Below are 19,220 nucleotides of genomic sequence, written 5' to 3'. Positions count from 1 at the left end.
ACTACAGGGTCGACAGCAGCGATTGCAGCGGCAGCTGACTGACCAGCCCGCTGGCACAGTCGCCCCAGTGGCCACTGCGCACATTGCCCTGCACATCCGTCACCGAAGCGGTCAGGCAGACGCCCGCGAGCCCCCCCGCGCCAACCGCCACCGAGTCGACGGTGAAATCAAAGCGATAATGGCTGTCGCGCGCACTGAAGGGATGCGGGGCCAGGCGCTGGCCATTGAACAGCCCCACCGAGACATCCTCCTCGGTGGCGTGATCGAGGTGGACATTGGCATCGTAACTGGAACCGTGCTGATCGCCATGGGGGCAGTCGGCAAAAGATTCCCATGGATAAGTCGCCGAATCCTTGTGGGAGTAGGCAAAATTGTTGGTATCAAAATCGATGAACGTTGGGTTAACGTAATAGCCCCCGGCGGTCGGCGCATTGCCGGCCTGCGATACCGGCTCATAGTCGCCGGACAGCGGATCGTAGCGCGTCGCGCTCACTTCAATGCGCTTGACGTCCAGCCGCTGTTCCACCGTCGCCTGTTCCACTCGAACCGTCACCGTCAAGGTCTCTGCATCCACCGGTTGCACGTCAATGATGTTGGCCGTCAGGGAAGTCGGAGCGCCTTGGTCATAGGGCAAGACATGCAACGGATGAATGGCATCTCGCTGCCAGCGCGAGTAGATGTCCGCAGCATTGGCATTACGGATTTCAAAGTGCAGGTGTTCAAAACCGGACTCGCTGGCACCGGTATAGCCAAGCAGCTGTCCGCGACTGACCTCATCACCCGGCGCCACCACCCAATCGGACAGGTGCATATAATTACTGTAGTAGCAGCCGCCGCCGGATTTGCAGCCGTTCGCCCCCGGCCGCACGTGAGCCAGCTGCACCAGCGGATCGGAGTAGGCACTGTGATTGCCGGCAATCTTCACCTCGCCATCGGTCACCGCAAAGACCGGAGTCCCCGCTGCGGTGGGTATGTCGATACCACGGTGGTAATCGTAACGGAAGTTTTGCGATGCTTTCTGGCGGGGGCCAAAGGCTGACGACAACGGATAATCGCTATAGGCTGGATCGCCGTGACGCTGGGAGGGGCAGCCCTGGGTACTGTCCCAGCCGGCTGGGGGCGCTTCGCTGATACGGCCGCACAGCGGCCAGACGGCGCTTTCGTCGAACTCCGCTGCCATTGCCGCTGACGTCTGCAGGGCGAGGAGTACCACCGCGCCAAGGAACCAGCTGGGGAGTCTCTGAATGGCTCCGGAGTCGCGCTGGCTGCCAAAACCCTGCACAATCAAGGCGCGACTGTTAAGTCGTTCCGGGCTGGGACGGAACGCCAGGAGCTTGCAGAAAGTCGCAGCGAGGCGCGTGGCTGGCTCTGAATGCCCCGCAGGCCATGCTCTGAAGGCTGCACCTGCGGCGTTGCCGCGCCTGGCCGCGACAGCCTTCAGAGCGCGCAGAGACGATTCGGAGTGATTCAGAGGCACCCTGGGCTTCATACTTGTTTGTCCTGTGCTATGGATTTCTAGATCGGGGCCATGACCGATCTGGCGCGGTTAATGGCCTGCAAATGGTACATATGTGCAATTTATACCAGTGATTAGACGAATTCCAGGAGGTTACGCCATGTACCTGTCCGTCCAGCTCAGTTACTACCCGTTCAACGGCGACTTCAAGCCACCAATTAAAGAGGTGATTGCCCGCCTCCAGAGCAGCGGCCTTGAGGTATACCCCAATCGCATGAGTACTCAGGTGTTCGGTGAGTTCGATGCGGTGATGCAGGCACTGTCGGACACCATGAAATGGTCGTTCGAGCGATTTGGCAAGGCCGTGTTTGTCGCCAATTTCCTCGAAGGTGACCGCCGTCCGAAAGACTAAGCAGCGCGCAGAGATGAGTCAGTGTTATTCAGCGGCTGCCCAGGTTTCCGGTTGGCCCGACGTCGGCTAAATTAAAGGTATGCGGCAGTAGGCTGAGTGTGGTGCGCATCACCGGGCCGGGTTCGCAGTCTTGCCCAAGTGTGGTACTCGCTTCGCAGCGCCCTGAGCAGGGGGCGTGGCTCCCGTTGTGCCTAGGGCGGGCCTCCTCCCTCTGTAGCCGGGCGATCTCATTATTCGCTGGGAGGACACGACCATGACAAAACTGTCGCGCATCGAAGGCATTGGCGATGCCTACGCCGGCAAGCTGAATCAGGCAGGCATTAGCTCACTGGAATCACTGCTGAAGACCTGTTGCAACAAGAAGGGCCGCAAGCTGGCGGCGGCAAAATGCGGCCTGCCGGAATCACGCCTGCTGGAATGGGTCAACCGCGCCGACCTGACTCGTATCAAGGGCGTCAGCACCCAATACGCAGACCTGCTGGAGTGCGCCGGTGTGGATAGCGTACCGGAACTCGCCCATCGCAAGGCGGCCAATCTCCGTGCCAAGATGTTCCAGGTCAACCAGAGCCGTCACCTGGTGCGCCGGGTACCGTCGGAGATGTCGATCGCGGGTTGGGTCAGCCAAGCCAAAAACCTGCCCAAAGTGGTGACGCACTGAGCCCGGTCGACAGAAAATACGGACGCCACAGCCACCCCTCGGCACCGGTCAGGAACGGCCGGTGCTCCCCTCCTGCTCACACACCAGCGCCAGGCCGGTGGCCAGCGTCGCCACGACTCCGTAGGACAACCCGGCTATGCCGTGATGCACACTGCGCACGGGCTCGCTGACCGGTCGGGTCAACGGAATACGGGCCAGGATATTGAAAGTTTCATCGGCGATGGAGATATGGGCCCTTTGGGCCTTCCTGGCGCCATGGGCCAGCCCATGGGCCAACAGCTCGGCGACACCCCGCCACCAGTCCACTTGCGTTTGTTCCGTCGAGGTCATGACAGCCACTCCTCCAACTGTTGCGCCACCGCCTCATGGTGGGCGAGACGAATGTGATCGATCCCGGAAAAGGTCGCTGATCCCGTCAACGCCCAGTCGCCCTGACCTTGGCCCTGGGCGCTGGTTTCGTGGACCAACGCATCGCCGAACAGAAGATTCACCGGATTACCGGCCTTTCCGGCCAACAGCCCGCACACCACATAGTGCCGGGCATCCGGAACCAGCGCCGCCAGCTGCCCGTCACCGGCCAACACGTCGCCCCTGGACAAGTTGCGGATGCCTTCGCTGCGCAGGTCGATGACCTCTCCCACCACCCGCAGGTAATCCCGCGGCAAGGCGTTCAGCACACCCGCCGACGCTTGCGCCCCCTTTGCCAGCCAGGAGCCGTCGTGCGGGGAACCGATGTAGACACAGTCGCGCAAGGATTTCATCCAGCGATGGCTTTGGCTCAGGCCGTAGTGGCAGGCGCTGCGGATCAGCAGCCCGCCCATGCTGTGCCCCACCAGGATCAGCCGGTGTACCGGGACTGGCCAGGCCGCCACCAGGCGCTCCAGCTCTGCGGCCAGCTGCTGACCATTGCGGTGGATGGGGCGCCCGGTGTTGTAGCGCAGACTCAACGTGGTTGCGCCGCCGTCGAGCGCCTGATCGAGCCGGCTGCCGTAGTCTTCGTCGGGCTGGCCGGGAAAACTCCAGATCGACTCAAGTTCCATCAGTCCGTGGATCAGCACCACCATGGTGGATGCCGGTGCGGCGACCGCTGGCGCTGCCGGTGAAACGATCTGACCACGGTGGTGAAACTGCATCGGCACAGCCAGCGGATTGCGTCGGGCTTCCAGCCAATCACCGAGGAAACCGCTGGCGATGGCGGACAGCCGGTGCTGCCAATTTACATGGGCGGTGTTCATAACCGGGCTCCTGTCCGGGGAGAGTGCTCTGAACAGTGTATCCGGCTATGGGGTGGGAGAATTGGCCAGATCTGGCGGCAGCGACGGCGCTGCAATCAACTGCGGCCGCGTGGGGACAGAAACACCGCCGGTTGATCCGAAACCGCCGCAGGCCCCGGGGCCTGCGGCGTTGGGGGACTAACTCACGACTTTGCGGCGACGGCCACGCTGCAGCCCCAGGCCCAGCAGGCCCAGACCGAACAGGGCCGCGGTCCCCGGCTCGGGGACATCGACCGAATCATCCGGATTGGAGGCCGAATCCACACCGTCCAGCCAGACACTCCAGTTAGGACCCATGTCGCGGCCATTAGCCGGCTGATTCCAGTCGGCCAGGGCAATGGGGTCCTGACCATCGAAGGTGAACCCGTCGCTCAGCAGATTGCCCAGCGCCCAGTTGTTATAGGTGGCGACGGTGAACACGTAATCTCCGGCAGCCAGGAAATCGAAGGCGAAACCGGAGTCGTAGATGGTCTGGGTGGCGGGATTGATGGAGTCATCGTCGTCATTCTCAGCCAGCAGACTGCCGTCCGAGTGGTTCCACAACGCGGTGATGGGATCGAAGTTGGTACCGTCCTGGAAGGAGTCGGTCCAAACCCTGACGTTGGTGGCATCCTGCTCCAGGCTGAAGTAGGTATAGATCACGTCGTTGTGGTACTCGATGGATCCGGTGAAGTTGATCAGCGCGGCATTGGCCGTGGTACTGGCGGCCAGGGCGGCACCGGCTGCGAACATCAGTGCTTTGTTCATGTTTGCTCCCTGCGTATTGGTAGGCGAAGGCTTCCGTGTCGGAAAGCCTTGCCCGCCAGAGCAAAAATGGCACCAACCCTGTAACCACGGCCATCACAGCGATTTCCCGCTCGCCGAAAGAACAAAAGCGATAAATTTGCTGACGCATCAAGCGGATAATGTGATGGCCCGCACAAAAAAATCCGACACAATCACTCCACCCTGAGTTCCGCTGGCTCACTTCGGATATGAATATCCCGCTGCGGAAACGGAATCTCGATGCCTTCGCTATGGAAGCGCCGGGTAATACTGGCATGCAACTCATGGGACAACGGCATGATGTCGAGAATACTGCGCACAAACACCCGCAGCTCAAAGTTGATGCTGCTGTCCCCGAGCCCGACACAGAACACCGCCGGCACCGGGTCGTCCACCACCCGCTCGTTGTCGGCGACAATGTCCATTAGCAGAGCCTGCACCCGGTCCACATCCGAACCATAGGCGACACCCACGCGCACAATGACCCGGGTGATGGAGTCGGACAAGGTCCAGTTGGTCAAATCCTGGGTGACGAGGGTTTTGTTGGGAATGATCTGCTCCTTGCGGTCCCAGTCCACCAGGGTGGTGGCGCGGATGCGGATCTGCGAGACCTTGCCGGTAATGCCACCGATGGTGACGGTGTCGCCCACCCGGATCGGGCGCTCAAACAACAGGATGATGCCCGAAACGAAATTGGCGACGATTTCCTGCAGGCCAAACCCCAGCCCTACCCCCAGCGCCGCCACCAGCCACTGCAACTTGGACCACTGCGCCCCCAGGATATTGAAGGCGGCAATGACGCCGACGATCACCACCAGGTAATTCACCACGGTGGTGATGGCATAGCCGGTTCCGGGCGCCAGGTGCATGCGGCTGAGCAGGGCAACTTCCAGGGTTCCGGGCAGGTTGCGCGCGGCAAAGACGGTGGCCATGGCGATCAGCGCCGCCAAGGCAAAATCTGCCAGGGTGATATCGATGGATTCGGCCCCCTCCAGCACCGACCAGACAATGATTTCATCGAATACCCGCAAGGCCGGAATGACCGGCGTCCACAATAGCCACAGGCCGGCAACGGCCAACGCCAGGGTGATGACCCGCAGCGAGGCCTTGCTCTGGCTGCTGATGTTGTGCAGGTTCACCTCCGGCAGGTCCAGGGTGGCGGAACGCCCCTCACCGGACGAGCCTGCGGCCTCCAGAACCGCCTCCATTTCGTGCTCCAGCGCCCGCTGCTCCCGCAGACGTTCCAATCTGAGTCGGCGCTCCCGTACCGACAGTGCCCGCAATCCGAGGTAGCGCATCAACACCAGAACCACCAGCCAGCACATGGTGACAAACAGCGTCTCCCCCAGCTGCACTGCGGTGTAGTGGTAACCAAATAACGACAAGACGGCCAGGGCCAACGGCGCGGACACCAGCAGAAACTGCATCAGCTTGAGGCTCTTGGACGCCCGCCGTTTGTCGGTACAGTCGCGGAAGGCCTGAAACAGGTAATGGACGAAGTAGGCCAGGGCCAGCGAGGCCACCAGAAAGATCAAGCGCCCCAGACTCGACTCAAAGTCCGCGCCCACCGGCGACACCGTCAGTGGCGCCAGCACGGTGGCCGGCACCAGCACCGTCAATAACCGGGGAATCGCCTTGCGGGTGGCCAGCAGGGTCTGGGGCCGCCATTTGAAGTGGCGCTCCGCCAGCCCACCCGCACGACACACCTGGCGCACCAGCCCCAGCATGAACAGCAGCATTGCGCCATCGACAAAGCCCCGGGCCAAGGCCGCCCCCAGCGTCCCGGCATTGGCGACGGTGATCGCCAACAATACCAGCACGGTGGCCCCGGTGAGTGCCAACAGCGCGCTGTACCCCAACGCCTGAACGGTTAAACCGATGCGATCCAGGTTGACCTTGCCTATGGGCTCGCCGGTCGCCATCAGCCGCTGCCGGATGCCCCCTCGCGCCTGAACCAGCGCCACCAGAATCAGCATCAGGAACACCAGCAACGGGAATCTGGCCAGCAACGACTCCGGCACCCCTTGCACCAACTTGCCCCATCGCGCCGGGTCAAGAATGGCGGACACCGCTGCCACCAGCTCGGTCGGGGTCTCCCGCCCCACCGGCTGAGTGCTGGGCAGCCAGAACAGGCGGCGCCGGACCAGATTCTGGTAGGCCTTGATGCGCTCTTTAAGGGTGCGAATGGTGCGGAAGTACTTGTTCAGCAGGTCAATATGACCGCCCACGGCCTCCCGCAGCTGCGCCAGCAACTGGGCGCGCCGTTCCAGCAGGAAGTCGCTGGAGCCCTCGTCCGGGTCCAGGACCGCGCCGAACTCCTCCAGCTGGAACTGCTCCACCCGCGCCGCCTCCAGCTGCTCCTTGATGGCCGGCTCCAGGTCCTTGGCCAGATGCTGCTGTTGCAGTCGTTCCAGCCGGCGCCGCAGCTGGTTGGCATAGTTCTCGGTCAGGCCCAGGCCGGCAGTTTCCAGCCGCTGCTCGAGACTGCGGAATTCGCTGTCCAGGCGACTGAGCAGGGATTCGGCGAAGGCCTGACGCTCGCGGGTCTGGCTCAGGGCCGCCCGGCGCTGCTCCAGGGCGTTGGACAGATCGCGAACCTCCTGGCGGATGCCGATGTCGGATTCTGAGGGCAGGACGATGGGAAGGGGCGCCGGGGTTTCCGACTCGGGCGGCGCCTCAATGATCGGCTCGGCGGGTTGCTCCTCAATAGCCTCCGCGGGCTGCTCCGCTTCCCGAACCTGAACCTGGGCCTGGGCCGCCAGCAGTGGCAAAGACCAACCCACCAGCCACAGACAGACCGTGTATCCCCTATGTCTGAATCGTTGCCGCATTTTGCTGCGCCCCGGAAACCCGCAAACCTGAGTATGGTCCATCGCCACAGGATCTGCTGGCTGCCCCCGGAAAAACACCCTGGCTCGCCCAGCAACGCTTCTGATCGCCCTCCAGCCCTCAGCCGGTCGGGTGGCGATCGAATCTGGGAGCAAGGCCGTGGAAAACCCGGGGGAATTCTTCCAATATGATTCAATCCCTTGACCTGTTAAGGATCCAATCGCCATGTACACCCCATCGCCATCGGTACCGTCAAACAGCGGCAACGCCCACCTGGGGCTAATCGCCCTCGTTGTTGCCGTCGCCATTGCCGTTCCCTGGTACACCCACAACAGCCTCACCGGCAAAGACGAATCTGTGGCATCGGCGTGGGCCAATGTACAAAGCAATCTGCAACGCCGGGCGGACCTGATTCCCAACCTGCTGCAAACCGTAAGCCAGGCCATGGCGTACGAGAGTGAGACGCTCGAGGCGCTGGTCGAGAAGCAAACCGAAATGCTTGCCCGTCATCCGCAGCCACCAGCGGATGGCGCCGCGCTGCAAGATATTGCCAACCTGGACAAGCATCTGTCGGTCAGCACCCAGCACCTCCTCACCCGGGCGGCGGCGTTGCCGGAGCTGAAGGCGACCGACCAGTTCCTGCAACTGCAAGCGCAGCTGGAAGGCACGGAAAACCGCATCAACGTTGCCCGAATTCGCTATAACCAAGCCGTTCGCGACTACAACAGCGCCATTCGCGGCTTTATCGGCCGCCATCTGGCGGAACCCCTGGGGATGGCCCCGCGCGTCTACTTCGAGGCCAGCGACGGCGCCGAGCAGCCGGTCAAGGTGGTGTTTGGCGATGGCTGACGGCCGCTTGGACAAGCGGCTGGCCTGGCTGTTCGCCATCGTATGGATCAACCTGACCGCCGCGCTATTGCTGAGACCGCTGATCCAGTCAGCGCCACCACTGGTCGCCGACCGGGTCGGGCTGCTCTCGGACGATGATCAGGCAAAAATAGCCGAGGTCCATCACTTCCTGCTCCAAGACCTTGACCTGGACTATCGGGTGGTCATCGATCGCGACCTCGGCGATATCGACCTGTTTGCGGCCGACTATTTCCGAGACCAGGACGTCGGCACACCCAGCCACAGCGGCCGGGGCCTATTGCTGGTGCTCGATGTGAGTGCCAATCAGCTGCGGCTGGAAGTCAGCCACGCCCTCGAACCGGTGTATACCGACGCCTTTACCGCTTACATCGAACACCGCCAACTGACCGAGTTCTTCGCGGCCAACCGCATTGCCGACGGCGTTCTGGCGACCACGGAGTTATTGGTGACCCGGGCCACCAACGCCGCAGCCGGACTCGATCCCAGCACCGAAGGCTGGAGCGCCGGCAGTGGCGGAGGTGGTGCCCGAATGGCCGCACGCCTTGGCGAGGGTCAGGCGGAACGCAGCACCGAACACCTGGAGCATGGCAGTGCCGCCTCGCTCCAGGACACCCTGGAGCGCTACCGGACGACCATGGTCAACCGCAACAACAACCCGGCACTGGCGATCTATTCCCGCGTTACCCGCGACTTGCTGGCCCAGCGGGTGATGACCCCGGCGCAGATGGACAACGTCGCCCGCAGCCTGCGGGAATGCGGAATCGACAGCTCCTTCCGGAGCGGTAACCGGGCCGTGCTGCGCTCACCCATTGCCGAGCGCACCTGCCCACCGTATTTTTTCGTGCGGGAAGACAACCAGTGGCGACTGGACTTCACGGTGATGATCGAGGCCATCCGCTTCGGGCGGAACAACCAATGGCGGCTGGTGCCGGACTATGCCGGCCCCTACCAGTTTGGTTTCCTCGACCTGAGGTTCGACCAGAACGGCTACCCCTATCCGCCCTAGCCATCCCACAAGTGCTAGGGCGCCGTGGGCTCAGTGCCATGGATACGCAGGCGTCACTACCCCAGAGGATGGGTACGCTGCCGGGTTTCCCCAGATCGGATAGCCCTTGGCAAGAGCCGTAACGCCGCAGATGTAGCATTCAGAGGCTCCTTAAAACCGAATTCCATGCAAGGGGGACAATTAAGCTATTCAACGCTTTAGTATTGCAGTACGTTAATTCGACGATTTGATCGAAAGGAATCGATAATGGCACTCCCCGACCACGTTCGGAACTGGAACATCCCCCTCACCGATGACCAGATAACCCTGGGCTATGCCTTCGCGAAAATGCAGGACATCGCCCTGGAGCAGGAAGACATTCCGCTCATTATCCAGTTGGTGGAAAATCCCCGCTATGACCTGCCGGGCATCGATCTCTTCCGAGGCGCCACGGACCTGAAGACTCACGACTACATCCACCTGCTGCTGGGACGGGGTGTAATGCCCAAGGACGAAGCGTTCGTGTTGGGTTTTACCATGGGCAGCACCAATCGGGTGACGACCACTGAGAAACGCCTCTACGCGTTCGTGGCCAAGTATTTGTATCCCAAGGTCTATCGCATGAGCGATCAGGATATCGAGGTCTATAAGGACGCGGTCAAGCTTGGTTATGTGTCCGACTGCCAGCAACTCGATAAAGTGAAGTTTGAGGACTACAACCACCTGACGCTCGCGGAAGCTCGCAAGGCGATCGGTATCGAGGTGGATCTGCTGAAGGCCTACTACGCCATTGAAAAGAATCGCTATCCAGAGTCGCCGGAATCCCAACGGTTGATCTAGGGAGCCCCCGATTAACTCCGGATCACAGGTGCCCGTCCACCGCGGACTGCATCCCGCCTTGCCGGCATCAACGCCCAACGTCGGGCCCGGCAAGGCCAGCTCTCTAGGCTGTCGCCTATGAGCCACCGTTGCTTTATCTACGCGTCAACCGACAAGGACTTTAACAACATGGCGAACCATCCCACTTTCTACTCCTCAAGCCGAGCGCGCTGGTGGTGCCTGCCGATGATTCTGTGGTGCTTTGCTGCCCTCGGCACTGCCCAGGCGGAGCCTCAGTACATTGATTATGAGCCGCTCGATCAGGTGCTTTCCCTCAATATCGGTGAAGTAAACACTCGCAACCTCAAGGTCCCGATGATTACCTGGGGGGGCGACATTGCCACTGTGCTGGCTAATGGCAATCAATTGCGCACCACACCGGATTCCATCTTCGGTCGTAAAGGCCTCGACTACACTCTGTATCGTGAAGATATCTTCACCCGCCAAGTGAAAAGCTACATTAGCGGGGAAACGCCCTATCTCCGCGGCACCGTAGGCATGGTGAGCGCGGCAGCGGAACTGCTGAACCGGGACCCGCGCACCGCACCGGTGGTTATCTACCAGATGACCTGGTCCGCTGGCGGCGATGCCCTGGTGGTCAAACCATCAATCCGAAGCGCCGCCGACCTGAGGGGCAAGACCATCGCCCTGCAAGCCTACGGCCCCCATGTAGACTACGCCGTACGGATCCTCAAGGACGCAGGCCTCAGCTTCAGTGACGTTAACATCCGCTGGCTGCCAGATCTAACGGGCACCGACAACAGCCCTGCCGCCGCACTGCACCAGTCGGATGTGGACGCCGCCTTCGTCATCATTCCCGATGCCCTCGCCCTTACCTCCGGTGGAGCCGTCGGCACCGGTTCGGAAGACTCGGTAAATGGCGCACGGATTTTGCTCTCGACGCGTACCGCCAACAAGGTGATAGCCGATGTCTATGCCGTCCGGAAAGATTTTTACGACAACCATCGCGAACAGGTAGCAGTTTTTGTGGAGGGGCTGCTGGAAGCGGAAACCGCATTACGGGAACTGACCGCCGACAGAGCCAGCCAGGCCCGCACCTATGACCGCCTGCTGAGCGCCGCCGCCGAAGCCTTGTTCGACAGCGAACATGCCACCGCCGATGTTGAAGGCCTCTACGGTGATGCGCAGTTTGTTGGTGTGGTGGGTAACCAGCGGTTCTTCACCGATGCCAACTACCCTCGCCGCCTGGATGCCCTCAGTCGTGAGATCAATACAGGGCTTCGACAAGCCGGCATTATCCAGCACAGCGTCATTCTGACCAAAGCCGGTCTGGATTATGGCCGCCTGGCCAACAGCGGTGGAATCACCGCGGAAGCCTCCAGACCCCGGTTCAATGAAAACCAGGTTGCCCAACTCATGAGCCAGCGCCAACAGCAACAGAACCTTCAGGAGGGCGAGCTGTTTTCCTTTGAAGTGTTTTTCGCCCCCAACCAACGGTCCTTTGCCCAGGAGCACTACCAGGATGCGTTTAGTCGGGTGGTAGAGCTGGCCAACACCTACGGCGGCGCCATCATTACCGTCGAGGGCAATTCCGATCCGATGGAGTACCTGCGGGCCAACAAGGCCGGGCAGCCGCCGGTAGTGCTGGGCCGGATCAAACAGTCAGCGCGAAACCTTAGCCTGTCCCGTGCCCAGGAAGTGCGCGACAGCTTGATTCGATACGCCTCCGCCGAACAGATCAGCCTCGATCCTTCGCAATTCGCCGTGGTGGGGAACGGCATCGCCAATCCTAAGACCGGCATTTGTGGCCACGAACCGTGCGCCCCTACCACCGAACAGGAATGGCGCTCCAATATGCGTGTTGAATTTCGCGTCATCCAGGTGGAAGCCGAATCTAACGTGTTTACTCCTCTTTAAGTCGGCCTATCAAGCATAAGGAGCATGATTCATGAGCAATCGCAATCGGAATGCGTCCGCAGACCATCCGAGGGCTTCAGGCAAAGTCTGGCTGATTCTGCTCGCCCTCATCGTAGTCGCAGTGCTGGAATTTGGTGACCTGTTTTCAGATCCGGCTGGCACGCCAGCTACGACACACCAGCCCAGCACCGATCTCACCTCTGACTGGACGACATCAAACGCCAATGCGCACTCACCGTACTACGCGTTGCAATCGGCCAACTACAGTTGGCCGCCGAACAAGGCAGGCGAAATCAGCGCCAATCTCATGGCAAAGAATTACTACCTGGTATTCGACGGCTCCGGCAGTATGGGATTGAGGGATTGCGGCGGCCAGGACAAGCTCGTGGTCGCGAAATCCGCCGTATTGCAGTTTATCGATCGTCTTCATGCAGACGCCAACATCGGGCTTTTTGTATTTGATCGTCAGGGCGCTAGACAACGGGTCTCGCTGACCACTGGCAACCGGGCCCAACTCCAAAATGCCGTGCAAAACGTGATCGCCGGGGGGGATACCCCTCTGTCAAAGAGCATAGAGCACGGTTTCATCGCGTTGACCAACCAGGCGGAAAAACAGCTGGGTTATGGCGAATACCATCTGGTGATCATTACCGATGGTGAAGCCTCCTCCGGATTCCAACCCACTCTCAAGGTGGCGAAAATTCTCGAATCCAGCCCTGTGAACATTCACACCATTGGCTTCTGTATCGATGAGAATCACTCCCTCAACCAACCCGGCCTAACCTTCTACCGAGCAGCAGATGACCAGGAAGCGCTGACAGCGGGACTGAATGAAGTTCTGGCAGAAGCACCGGATTTTGCCGTGCTGGAGTTTGCCAACTGACATGAACACCCATACCCGAATTGCCACGGCGCTGTTGATCTTCGGTCTGATCAGCCTTGGCGGTTACAAGACTTATCTCGCCTGGTCTGAGGAGAGTCGCCAGCTGCAGGCCACTGATGCTCGCAACACCAAGGGCATGATCACCGTTGCCCGAGACAGTTGGGTTGGCTACTTTCCCCTGTGTTCGCCGGAAATGACCAACCGCTTGCGGCGTCAGGGCTATCTGCTCGAATGTGTGGACGATCAGGCCAACTATGAAGAGCGCTTTCGCAAGTTGGCCCGCGGCGACTACAGTTTTGTTGTGGCCACCGTGGACAGTTATCTACAGAACGGAGCGGCGCATAATTTTCCCGGTCCCATCGTGACGGTGATCGACGAATCCAAGGGCGGTGACGCCATTGTTGCGCGTGCGGACAAGTGGGCCTCGATCGATGCCCTGAAAAACTCCGATGAAATTCGGATTGCCTTTACGCCGGACTCCCCCAGCGAACACCTTCTGCGAGCATTACGCAGCCACTTCGATCTGACCACTCTGAACCAGAACGGACACTGGCGGGTTCCGGTCCAAGGCTCCCGCGAAGCGCTTGACGAGTTACTGCAACAGCGGGTTGATATAGCCGTGCTTTGGGAACCCGAGGTGACCATGGCCCTGGCGCAACCTGGCATGATCCGTCTGTTGGGCACCGAGGATACCCAAAAGCTGATTGTGGACGTACTCATTGCCAACCCGCGTGTGCTTCAGGATCAACCTGACCTGGCCAAGGCCTTTCTCAAGACATATTTCCAGGTCCAGCAGCATTATCGCCGCCACCCCCAGGAGTTGATCCAGGCGCTGCGGAATGAGTACCAGCTGACTCCGGAGCAATTGGAAAACCTGCTCGACGGCGTTTCCTGGAAAACCCTCACCGACAACGTCCACGACTGGTTCGGCGGTAGCCAGACCGGCGCTGCAGGGCACCAGCATCTGGTGGACGCCATCGACTCGGCCATTCATATCCTAACGGACGACGGTGTGTTCGACCGCTCCCCACTGCCCGGCAATGACCCGTACCGTCTGATCAATTCGTCGCTGACCAAGGCCCTGTATCACAGCTTGGCAACGGGAAATCTTTCAGGAAGCAGCCAAAACCCGAACCGTTTCAGGCCACTGGACAACGAAGAATGGGCGCAACTGAGGCCAGTGGGCTTATTAAAGGTCGAGCCCATCGCCTTCGCCAGCGGCACCGCGGAGCCCACTGCTGCGGGCCAACGGGAGATCGATAATCTGATGCAAAGCTTGCAGCACTACCCCAACTTTCGCGTCGAGATCCGTGGCCATACCGGCACCCGGGGTGACCAGGAGGCCAACCAGGCACTGTCGCAGGCTCGTGCCGATGCTGTGCTTCGTTATATCGACGCCAGCCGAGGTGCCGAGCCCCACCGCTTCCGTTCTGTCGGTTTCGGCGGCAGCCGCCCACTCGCACAGCTGCCAAACGAATCCTCTCGCGCTTATAGCTACCGCCTGCCCAGAGTAGAAATCGCACTGCTCAGCGGCGATCTATGACGAACAACGGAAACCCGCATGAAATTCGACACCCGCGCCATCAGACCCGACCAAATCAAAAAAGAGACGCTGAGAACCTCCCTGCAACAACCGGCCGCCGTTTACCCAACGGTCATGGGTATTCTCGGTGGCGCGGGGGTCACTCTGTTTGGCAGCTCCCCTGTAATGATGGCAGCTCTGGCGGGTTGCGCACTGCTGGCTGGCGTTGGCTGGGCGTGGGAATTTTTCGGCCGAGGCGACACCCATGCCAATCGTTACCTGGAGCGCTATCGAAAGGGCCTGGAAACCCAGCGCAAGGAGGCCATCAACCGTCTAAGACAGGAATTCATCAACCTTCAGGTTGACGAAGGCAGCGTGCAACTCACCCTGTTCCAACGCAAGTTCGAAAATTTTAACCACATTCTGAATCGCAAGTTACAACCTGGCGAACTGACCTACAATCGCTACCTGGCCACTGCCGAGCAGGTGTATCTCAACGGTCTGGATAACCTGGAAAAGGCCGCCTTGGCCCTGCAGTCCGTGGCCGCCATCGACAGCGGCATGCTGAACAACAAATTGCAGGCGCTACAGGCCCGACCGCACGAAGAAGTCCAGGAAACCAGGGACCAGATCGAGGAGCGCCTCATGCTTCACCAAACACAACATCAACGGGTTCGCCAGTTACTTGAGCAGAATGAGGCCGCCCTGACCCGACTGGATCAGGTCAGCACACAGCTGGCCAATACCGACCTGAACAGCGGCAAGGCTGCCATGGATATGGAACAGGCCATGGGTGAACTGACCCGGCTGATCGAAAATGCCCAGCAGTATGCATACAAGCAATAGCTTTACCGGCCACCGCTGGAATAGACCACCCACCGAAAGTCACGTCTTACAACAGCAACCACAGGGACGTAAGGAGCAACCATGAACCAGCTAGTCCTGGCCGATAAGGCCACACTCGAAACCGAACTGATGATCCCCACCGATAACACGGCTGTCGACCCAAAGCTCAAAGCCCAGGCCGATGATCTGGTCAAAAACCTGGTCGCTCTCGATATCCGGGATCTCGACAAACGCGAGCGCCAGGCCCGGTCAGTCACCACCCTCGGGAGCACGGTGGCACGGCAGCTGGCGCAACAGAGCGCAATACTCAAACAGCCGGTCACCAACCTGGTCAGGGATGCCGAGGATGGCGGCCCAGTCGCCAACGGCCTGTTGTCACTGCAGGAACAGGTCAGCGAGATCAATCCCAACCGGGTGGATTTCACCATGGGCTCAATGCGCCGCATCCTGGCCCGCATTCCCGGCGTGGGCACCCCGGTCAGCCGATGGTTCGCCCGCTACCAGTCGGTCGATGGCGTGATCCAGGACATCGTCACCAGCCTCAAAGATGGCAGGGCGCAACTGGAGCGTGACAACGTGACCCTGCGCAGCGACCAAAAGCGCATGCGTGAACTGACCTTTCAGCTGCAGGATTACGTCAAGCTCGGCCAGCTGATGGACCAGGCCTTAACCGAGCAAGTAGACCAAGCCACGGACGACGAACGCCGGGCATTTCTTGAGGAGGAAGTGCTGTTTCCGTTACGTCAGCGCATCATGGACCTGCAACAGATGCTGGCCGTCAATCAACAGGGCACCCTCTCGACGGAAATCATAATCCGCAACAATCAGGAACTGGTACGGGGCGTGGATCGCGCCGTCAACGTCACCGTTACCGCCCTGTCTACCGCCTCCACCCTGGCTCTGGCGCTGCAAGCCCAGAAACGGGTGCTGAAGGGCGTGCAGTCCGTCACCAACACCACCAACGATCTGATTGCCGGTACCGCACAAACGCTGCGAACCCAGGGTGTTGAGATCCAGAAGCAGGCCAGCCAAACCCAGCTGGACATGGATACCCTGAAACAGGCCTTCCTGGACGTCGAAGCCGCATTGCAGGACCTCGGCAGCTTCCGTCGCGAAGCCTTGCCCCAAATGGCCCATTCGATTGAGGAAATGGATAACCTGACCCAAAGCCTGGAGTCCTCCATTCAAAGCATGGAAGGGGCAGAACAGGCTCGGGGCGCATTGAAGGGTGCCATTGAGGTCATTGAAGTGCGCAACGACTAAAGCGACGGCGCAAGCCCTCGAGGCCGTTTCAAATCCAGCCCAAGATTTGTGCAATGCACTGGCGACTGGGGAGGAGCGGCCGCGGGGGAAAGTTCCTCGCAGCCCTAGCCCTGCCCTGATCCCAGGCCGATCGCTCTATTCCTACACGAAAGAACCGTCTCAGATGCACAGTTTCAGCCTGGTCACCGCCATTCGCAACCGGCTTAGCCCAATGTTCAGGTGCATGACGATGCTCTTGGCCAACATTGCGCCGCTGTCTCTCACAGGGTGCGCTCTGACCATGACGAATACGTTGAATGTGATTGGTGAGCGCGGGCAATCGGGCGAAGCCACGGTACCCTCGAATCGTGGTCTCGTCGCCGTCCCCATCACCGAATTTCATTATGATATGGAGAACAACTTTTTCTACACCCTGGAATTGGAATCGAGAGTCAATGAAGCCGGTCACACTGACGCGGGACACGCCATAATGACGCTTGACGGCCTCACAGGACGATGGCAGCCCGCCATAGCCATCATTCGCGGGGAGCCGGTCGAGGTCGAAGCCAATTTGAACACCTTGCCCGAAGGTGACTATAAGGTGCAGATTCGACGAGATTACAGCAGGTGGTATGCGCATCCGGCAGATGCCGCTGCCATCCTTGTTGCCCCAGTTGATTTGGCCAAGAACATCACCATTAATGCCGGGCTGTTATCCCTGCTCATGGTAGCCAGTCTGTTCATGGATGTTGGTTTCATTGCACCGACCGGGAGTGCAGGACTCTAACGACCGCGGGTAGCGTTCCAATACTGCTTTGACAGCTGAATCCCATTGCCGAACGCACCTGCCCACCGTACTTTTTCGTGCGGGAAGACAATCAGTGGCGACTGGACTTCACGGTGATGATCGAGGCCATCCGCTTCGGGCGGAACAACCAATGGCGGCTGGCACCGGGTTATGCCGGACCCTATAAGTTCGGGTTCCTCGACCTGAGCTTCGACCAGAACGGCTACCCCTATCCGCCCTAGCCAACCCTCACGCGCTAAGGCGTGTTGGGCTCGTCATCGCGAACGCGGAGGAAACTGGCGAACCGTGGCAGGCCGGTCGAAGTCAGACCGAAATACTTGTAGGTCACTATGATACCGAGGGCGGGCGGCGTCTCCCGCTCGGCGTCCGAAAAGCCGGTACCGATGCGAAACCGCCGCCCATCCTGCCGTTCTACCAGCAATGCGCCCAACCGCCCTTCATGACGCCCCTCCCCGGGTACATGGCCAATCACCACCGCTTCCGCATCCTGGTGGCGCTTCACCTTCAGCAAATCGTCCGAGCGCCCGGCGCGATAGAGGCTGTCACCATGGTGCAGCATCAGGCCCTCGCCACCGCCGGCCACCACACGGTCCAGCCTGGTCATCAACGCCTCGTGGGACGAGGCGGGATGCTGTGCCGTCAGGGCCAGATAGGGCGAGGGTGACGGCTCCAGCAGGCTGCGCAGTTGCCTGACTCGCTCACTGAAAGGGCTATGACTCGCCGGCAAATCAAACACCATAAAACGAATCTGCCGCCATTCTTGTGGATCGGGCAAATACCGCCGCACGGCGGCGGACAGCTCGGAGAACCGCTGCCGCCCCATCCACAACTCACCGTCCAGCGGTTGATCTGGAAACCCCGCTATAAACCAAGCCGGGGCGTTGAATACATGGCCCTGGCGGGACTGCAGCTGTTCGCCATCCCAGAAGGCGCGGACACCGTCCAGTTTTTCGCTGATCCAATAGCCTTCGAGCGACATGCCCTGTTGGTAGGTTTCGGCGAGGAGGAGTGGGGGTGGGGTTTGAGCAAATACTGTGCTGCCGAGGACAATCATCATCGCAGCGGCAAACAGGTGTGGCGACAATCCGTATCGTTTGAACATCCGTGTGCGTCCCTTGCGATGACGTTCAGGTCTGCCAAATCGGGATATTGTGGCTCCGTGATCAAGCGCCTGAATGTATGAATCTATTAAACCAGACGAACACTTTCCCCTGACTTAGCCCGACTCTGGCGACTATCACAACGTCCACGGCCATAGGCGAGCATGTCTTCGGGCGTCATGTGCGCATAGCGAACCTTCTTTGCCATCAGGTTCGGGCGTTGTTCGGTGTTGATACGCAGGACCCGGTTATACATCTCGTCTTCTTTTTGCTTGAACGTTGCGTCGTCCATATCCCGCCAGTAGCGTTCCGGCCGGCCGGTCTTGCGGTCGTGTTCGGCGGTCACCGGATCCTTGTGCCGGTGGGGTTCCAGCACGGGAAACTCCGGCAGGGGCCGGGTCACGTCCATGTAGTTCTGGAGGAAATCCCAGAAGGCGTAGCAGGGACGGGATACATGGTGCCAACCCAACATGACATCCCCCAGATGCACCTCCAGCTTGCTGTAGCGGTGGCACAATATGAAATCGAACCTCGGCCCATACTGGGTCGCACCACTCGCCACCCAGCCGTCGAACTCGTAAAAGGGGGCCTCGATGACCGTCGCTTTACGCCGCCCAAGGAACGGGATCGTCCGGCGGTAGCGCCACACCCGGACCAGACCGGTACGGCGGTTGAGTTCCCATTCAGGCCCCCGTCCAGCCTTTACGCACCATCGCGGGAAGAATTTGAAAACGATCGTGGAGGACAGCCACATAAGGCCTGGAACCCCTGCGATCACGAAAAGTACCGGCCAAACTTCAAATAATACAGTCA

The 19,220-nt window shown here is 60.2% G+C and carries 19 protein-coding genes; 12 read left to right on the top strand and 7 right to left on the bottom strand.

Annotated features, from left to right (window positions below):
- Position 1: 1 nt before the first annotated feature.
- Positions 2–1,282: a peptidoglycan DD-metalloendopeptidase family protein gene (locus tag N6L25_RS10185; RefSeq protein WP_271980007.1), complete on the bottom strand. Its 1,281-nt coding sequence runs from the start codon at positions 1,280–1,282 to the stop codon at positions 2–4.
- 334 nt (positions 1,283–1,616) lie between these two features.
- Here N6L25_RS10185 and N6L25_RS10180 point away from each other — a divergent pair, with 334 nt between their 5' ends.
- Positions 1,617–1,868 (top strand): thiamine-binding protein, encoded by a 252-nt coding sequence (locus tag N6L25_RS10180; protein WP_271979841.1) that lies wholly within the window; start codon positions 1,617–1,619, stop codon positions 1,866–1,868.
- Positions 1,869–2,121: 253 nt separating this feature from the next.
- Positions 2,122–2,526, top strand: a complete 405-nt coding sequence (locus N6L25_RS10175; protein WP_271979839.1) for a DUF4332 domain-containing protein — start codon at positions 2,122–2,124, stop codon at positions 2,524–2,526.
- Positions 2,527–2,574: 48 nt separating this feature from the next.
- Here the strand turns inward: N6L25_RS10175 and N6L25_RS10170 are convergent, their stop codons facing one another.
- From N6L25_RS10170 to N6L25_RS10155, 4 genes are all read right to left on the bottom strand, one after another.
- Complete coding sequence (locus N6L25_RS10170; RefSeq protein WP_271979837.1) at positions 2,575–2,856, bottom strand: hypothetical protein; 282 nt, start codon at positions 2,854–2,856, stop codon at positions 2,575–2,577.
- On the bottom strand, positions 2,853–3,761 hold the full coding sequence (locus N6L25_RS10165; protein ID WP_271979835.1) for an esterase/lipase family protein: 909 nt from the start codon (positions 3,759–3,761) through the stop codon (positions 2,853–2,855). The genes N6L25_RS10170 and N6L25_RS10165 overlap by 4 nt, the downstream gene beginning before the upstream one ends.
- A 177-nt stretch (positions 3,762–3,938) precedes the next feature.
- Positions 3,939–4,547, bottom strand: coding sequence for a DVUA0089 family protein (locus N6L25_RS10160; protein ID WP_271979833.1), 609 nt, complete (start codon positions 4,545–4,547; stop codon positions 3,939–3,941).
- Between the two features lie 191 nt (positions 4,548–4,738).
- Complete coding sequence (locus N6L25_RS10155; RefSeq protein ID WP_271979831.1) at positions 4,739–7,336, bottom strand: mechanosensitive ion channel domain-containing protein; 2,598 nt, start codon at positions 7,334–7,336, stop codon at positions 4,739–4,741.
- 283 nt (positions 7,337–7,619) lie between these two features.
- Between N6L25_RS10155 and N6L25_RS10150 the strand changes: the two genes are divergently transcribed.
- The 10 genes from N6L25_RS10150 to N6L25_RS10105 all read left to right on the top strand — a co-directional run bounded on the left by N6L25_RS10150 (position 7,620) and on the right by N6L25_RS10105 (position 17,528).
- Entirely contained in the window at positions 7,620–8,243 is a 624-nt protein-coding gene (locus N6L25_RS10150; protein WP_271979830.1) for a LemA family protein, read from the top strand.
- Positions 8,236–9,270, top strand: a complete 1,035-nt coding sequence (locus tag N6L25_RS10145; protein WP_271979828.1) for a TPM domain-containing protein — start codon at positions 8,236–8,238, stop codon at positions 9,268–9,270. The genes N6L25_RS10150 and N6L25_RS10145 overlap by 8 nt, the downstream gene beginning before the upstream one ends.
- Before the next feature lie 246 nt (positions 9,271–9,516).
- Positions 9,517–10,089, top strand: coding sequence for a hypothetical protein (locus tag N6L25_RS10140; RefSeq protein ID WP_271979827.1), 573 nt, complete (start codon positions 9,517–9,519; stop codon positions 10,087–10,089).
- 168 nt (positions 10,090–10,257) lie between these two features.
- Positions 10,258–12,006: an ABC transporter substrate-binding protein gene (locus N6L25_RS10135; RefSeq protein ID WP_271979824.1), complete on the top strand. Its 1,749-nt coding sequence runs from the start codon at positions 10,258–10,260 to the stop codon at positions 12,004–12,006.
- 31 nt (positions 12,007–12,037) lie between these two features.
- Positions 12,038–12,889 (top strand): vWA domain-containing protein, encoded by an 852-nt coding sequence (locus N6L25_RS10130; protein WP_271979822.1) that lies wholly within the window; start codon positions 12,038–12,040, stop codon positions 12,887–12,889.
- A gap of 1 nt (position 12,890) precedes the next feature.
- Positions 12,891–14,432 (top strand): phosphate ABC transporter substrate-binding/OmpA family protein, encoded by a 1,542-nt coding sequence (locus N6L25_RS10125; protein WP_271979818.1) that lies wholly within the window; start codon positions 12,891–12,893, stop codon positions 14,430–14,432.
- 18 nt (positions 14,433–14,450) lie between these two features.
- Positions 14,451–15,257: a hypothetical protein gene (locus tag N6L25_RS10120; protein ID WP_271979815.1), complete on the top strand. Its 807-nt coding sequence runs from the start codon at positions 14,451–14,453 to the stop codon at positions 15,255–15,257.
- Between the two features lie 81 nt (positions 15,258–15,338).
- Positions 15,339–16,520, top strand: coding sequence for a toxic anion resistance protein (locus N6L25_RS10115; protein ID WP_271979813.1), 1,182 nt, complete (start codon positions 15,339–15,341; stop codon positions 16,518–16,520).
- Positions 16,521–16,800: 280 nt separating this feature from the next.
- Positions 16,801–17,286, top strand: a complete 486-nt coding sequence (locus N6L25_RS10110; RefSeq protein WP_271979811.1) for a hypothetical protein — start codon at positions 16,801–16,803, stop codon at positions 17,284–17,286.
- A gap of 77 nt (positions 17,287–17,363) precedes the next feature.
- Positions 17,364–17,528: a hypothetical protein gene (locus tag N6L25_RS10105; RefSeq protein WP_271979809.1), complete on the top strand. Its 165-nt coding sequence runs from the start codon at positions 17,364–17,366 to the stop codon at positions 17,526–17,528.
- Positions 17,529–17,542: 14 nt separating this feature from the next.
- On the opposite strand, the gene N6L25_RS10100 is transcribed toward N6L25_RS10105, so the two are convergent.
- A complete protein-coding gene (locus tag N6L25_RS10100; RefSeq protein WP_271979807.1) occupies positions 17,543–18,409 on the bottom strand; it encodes a DNA ligase in 867 nt (288 codons plus the stop codon).
- A gap of 86 nt (positions 18,410–18,495) precedes the next feature.
- Complete coding sequence (locus N6L25_RS10095; protein ID WP_271979805.1) at positions 18,496–19,161, bottom strand: hypothetical protein; 666 nt, start codon at positions 19,159–19,161, stop codon at positions 18,496–18,498.
- Positions 19,162–19,220 lie beyond the last annotated feature (59 nt).

Source organism: Marinobacter sp. SS21, from assembly GCF_028369065.1.
In the GTDB taxonomy this organism is placed as follows: Bacteria; Pseudomonadota; Gammaproteobacteria; order Pseudomonadales; family Oleiphilaceae; genus Marinobacter.
Note: the sequence above shows the minus strand (reverse complement) of the source record. Positions and strands in the feature narration are given on the sequence as shown.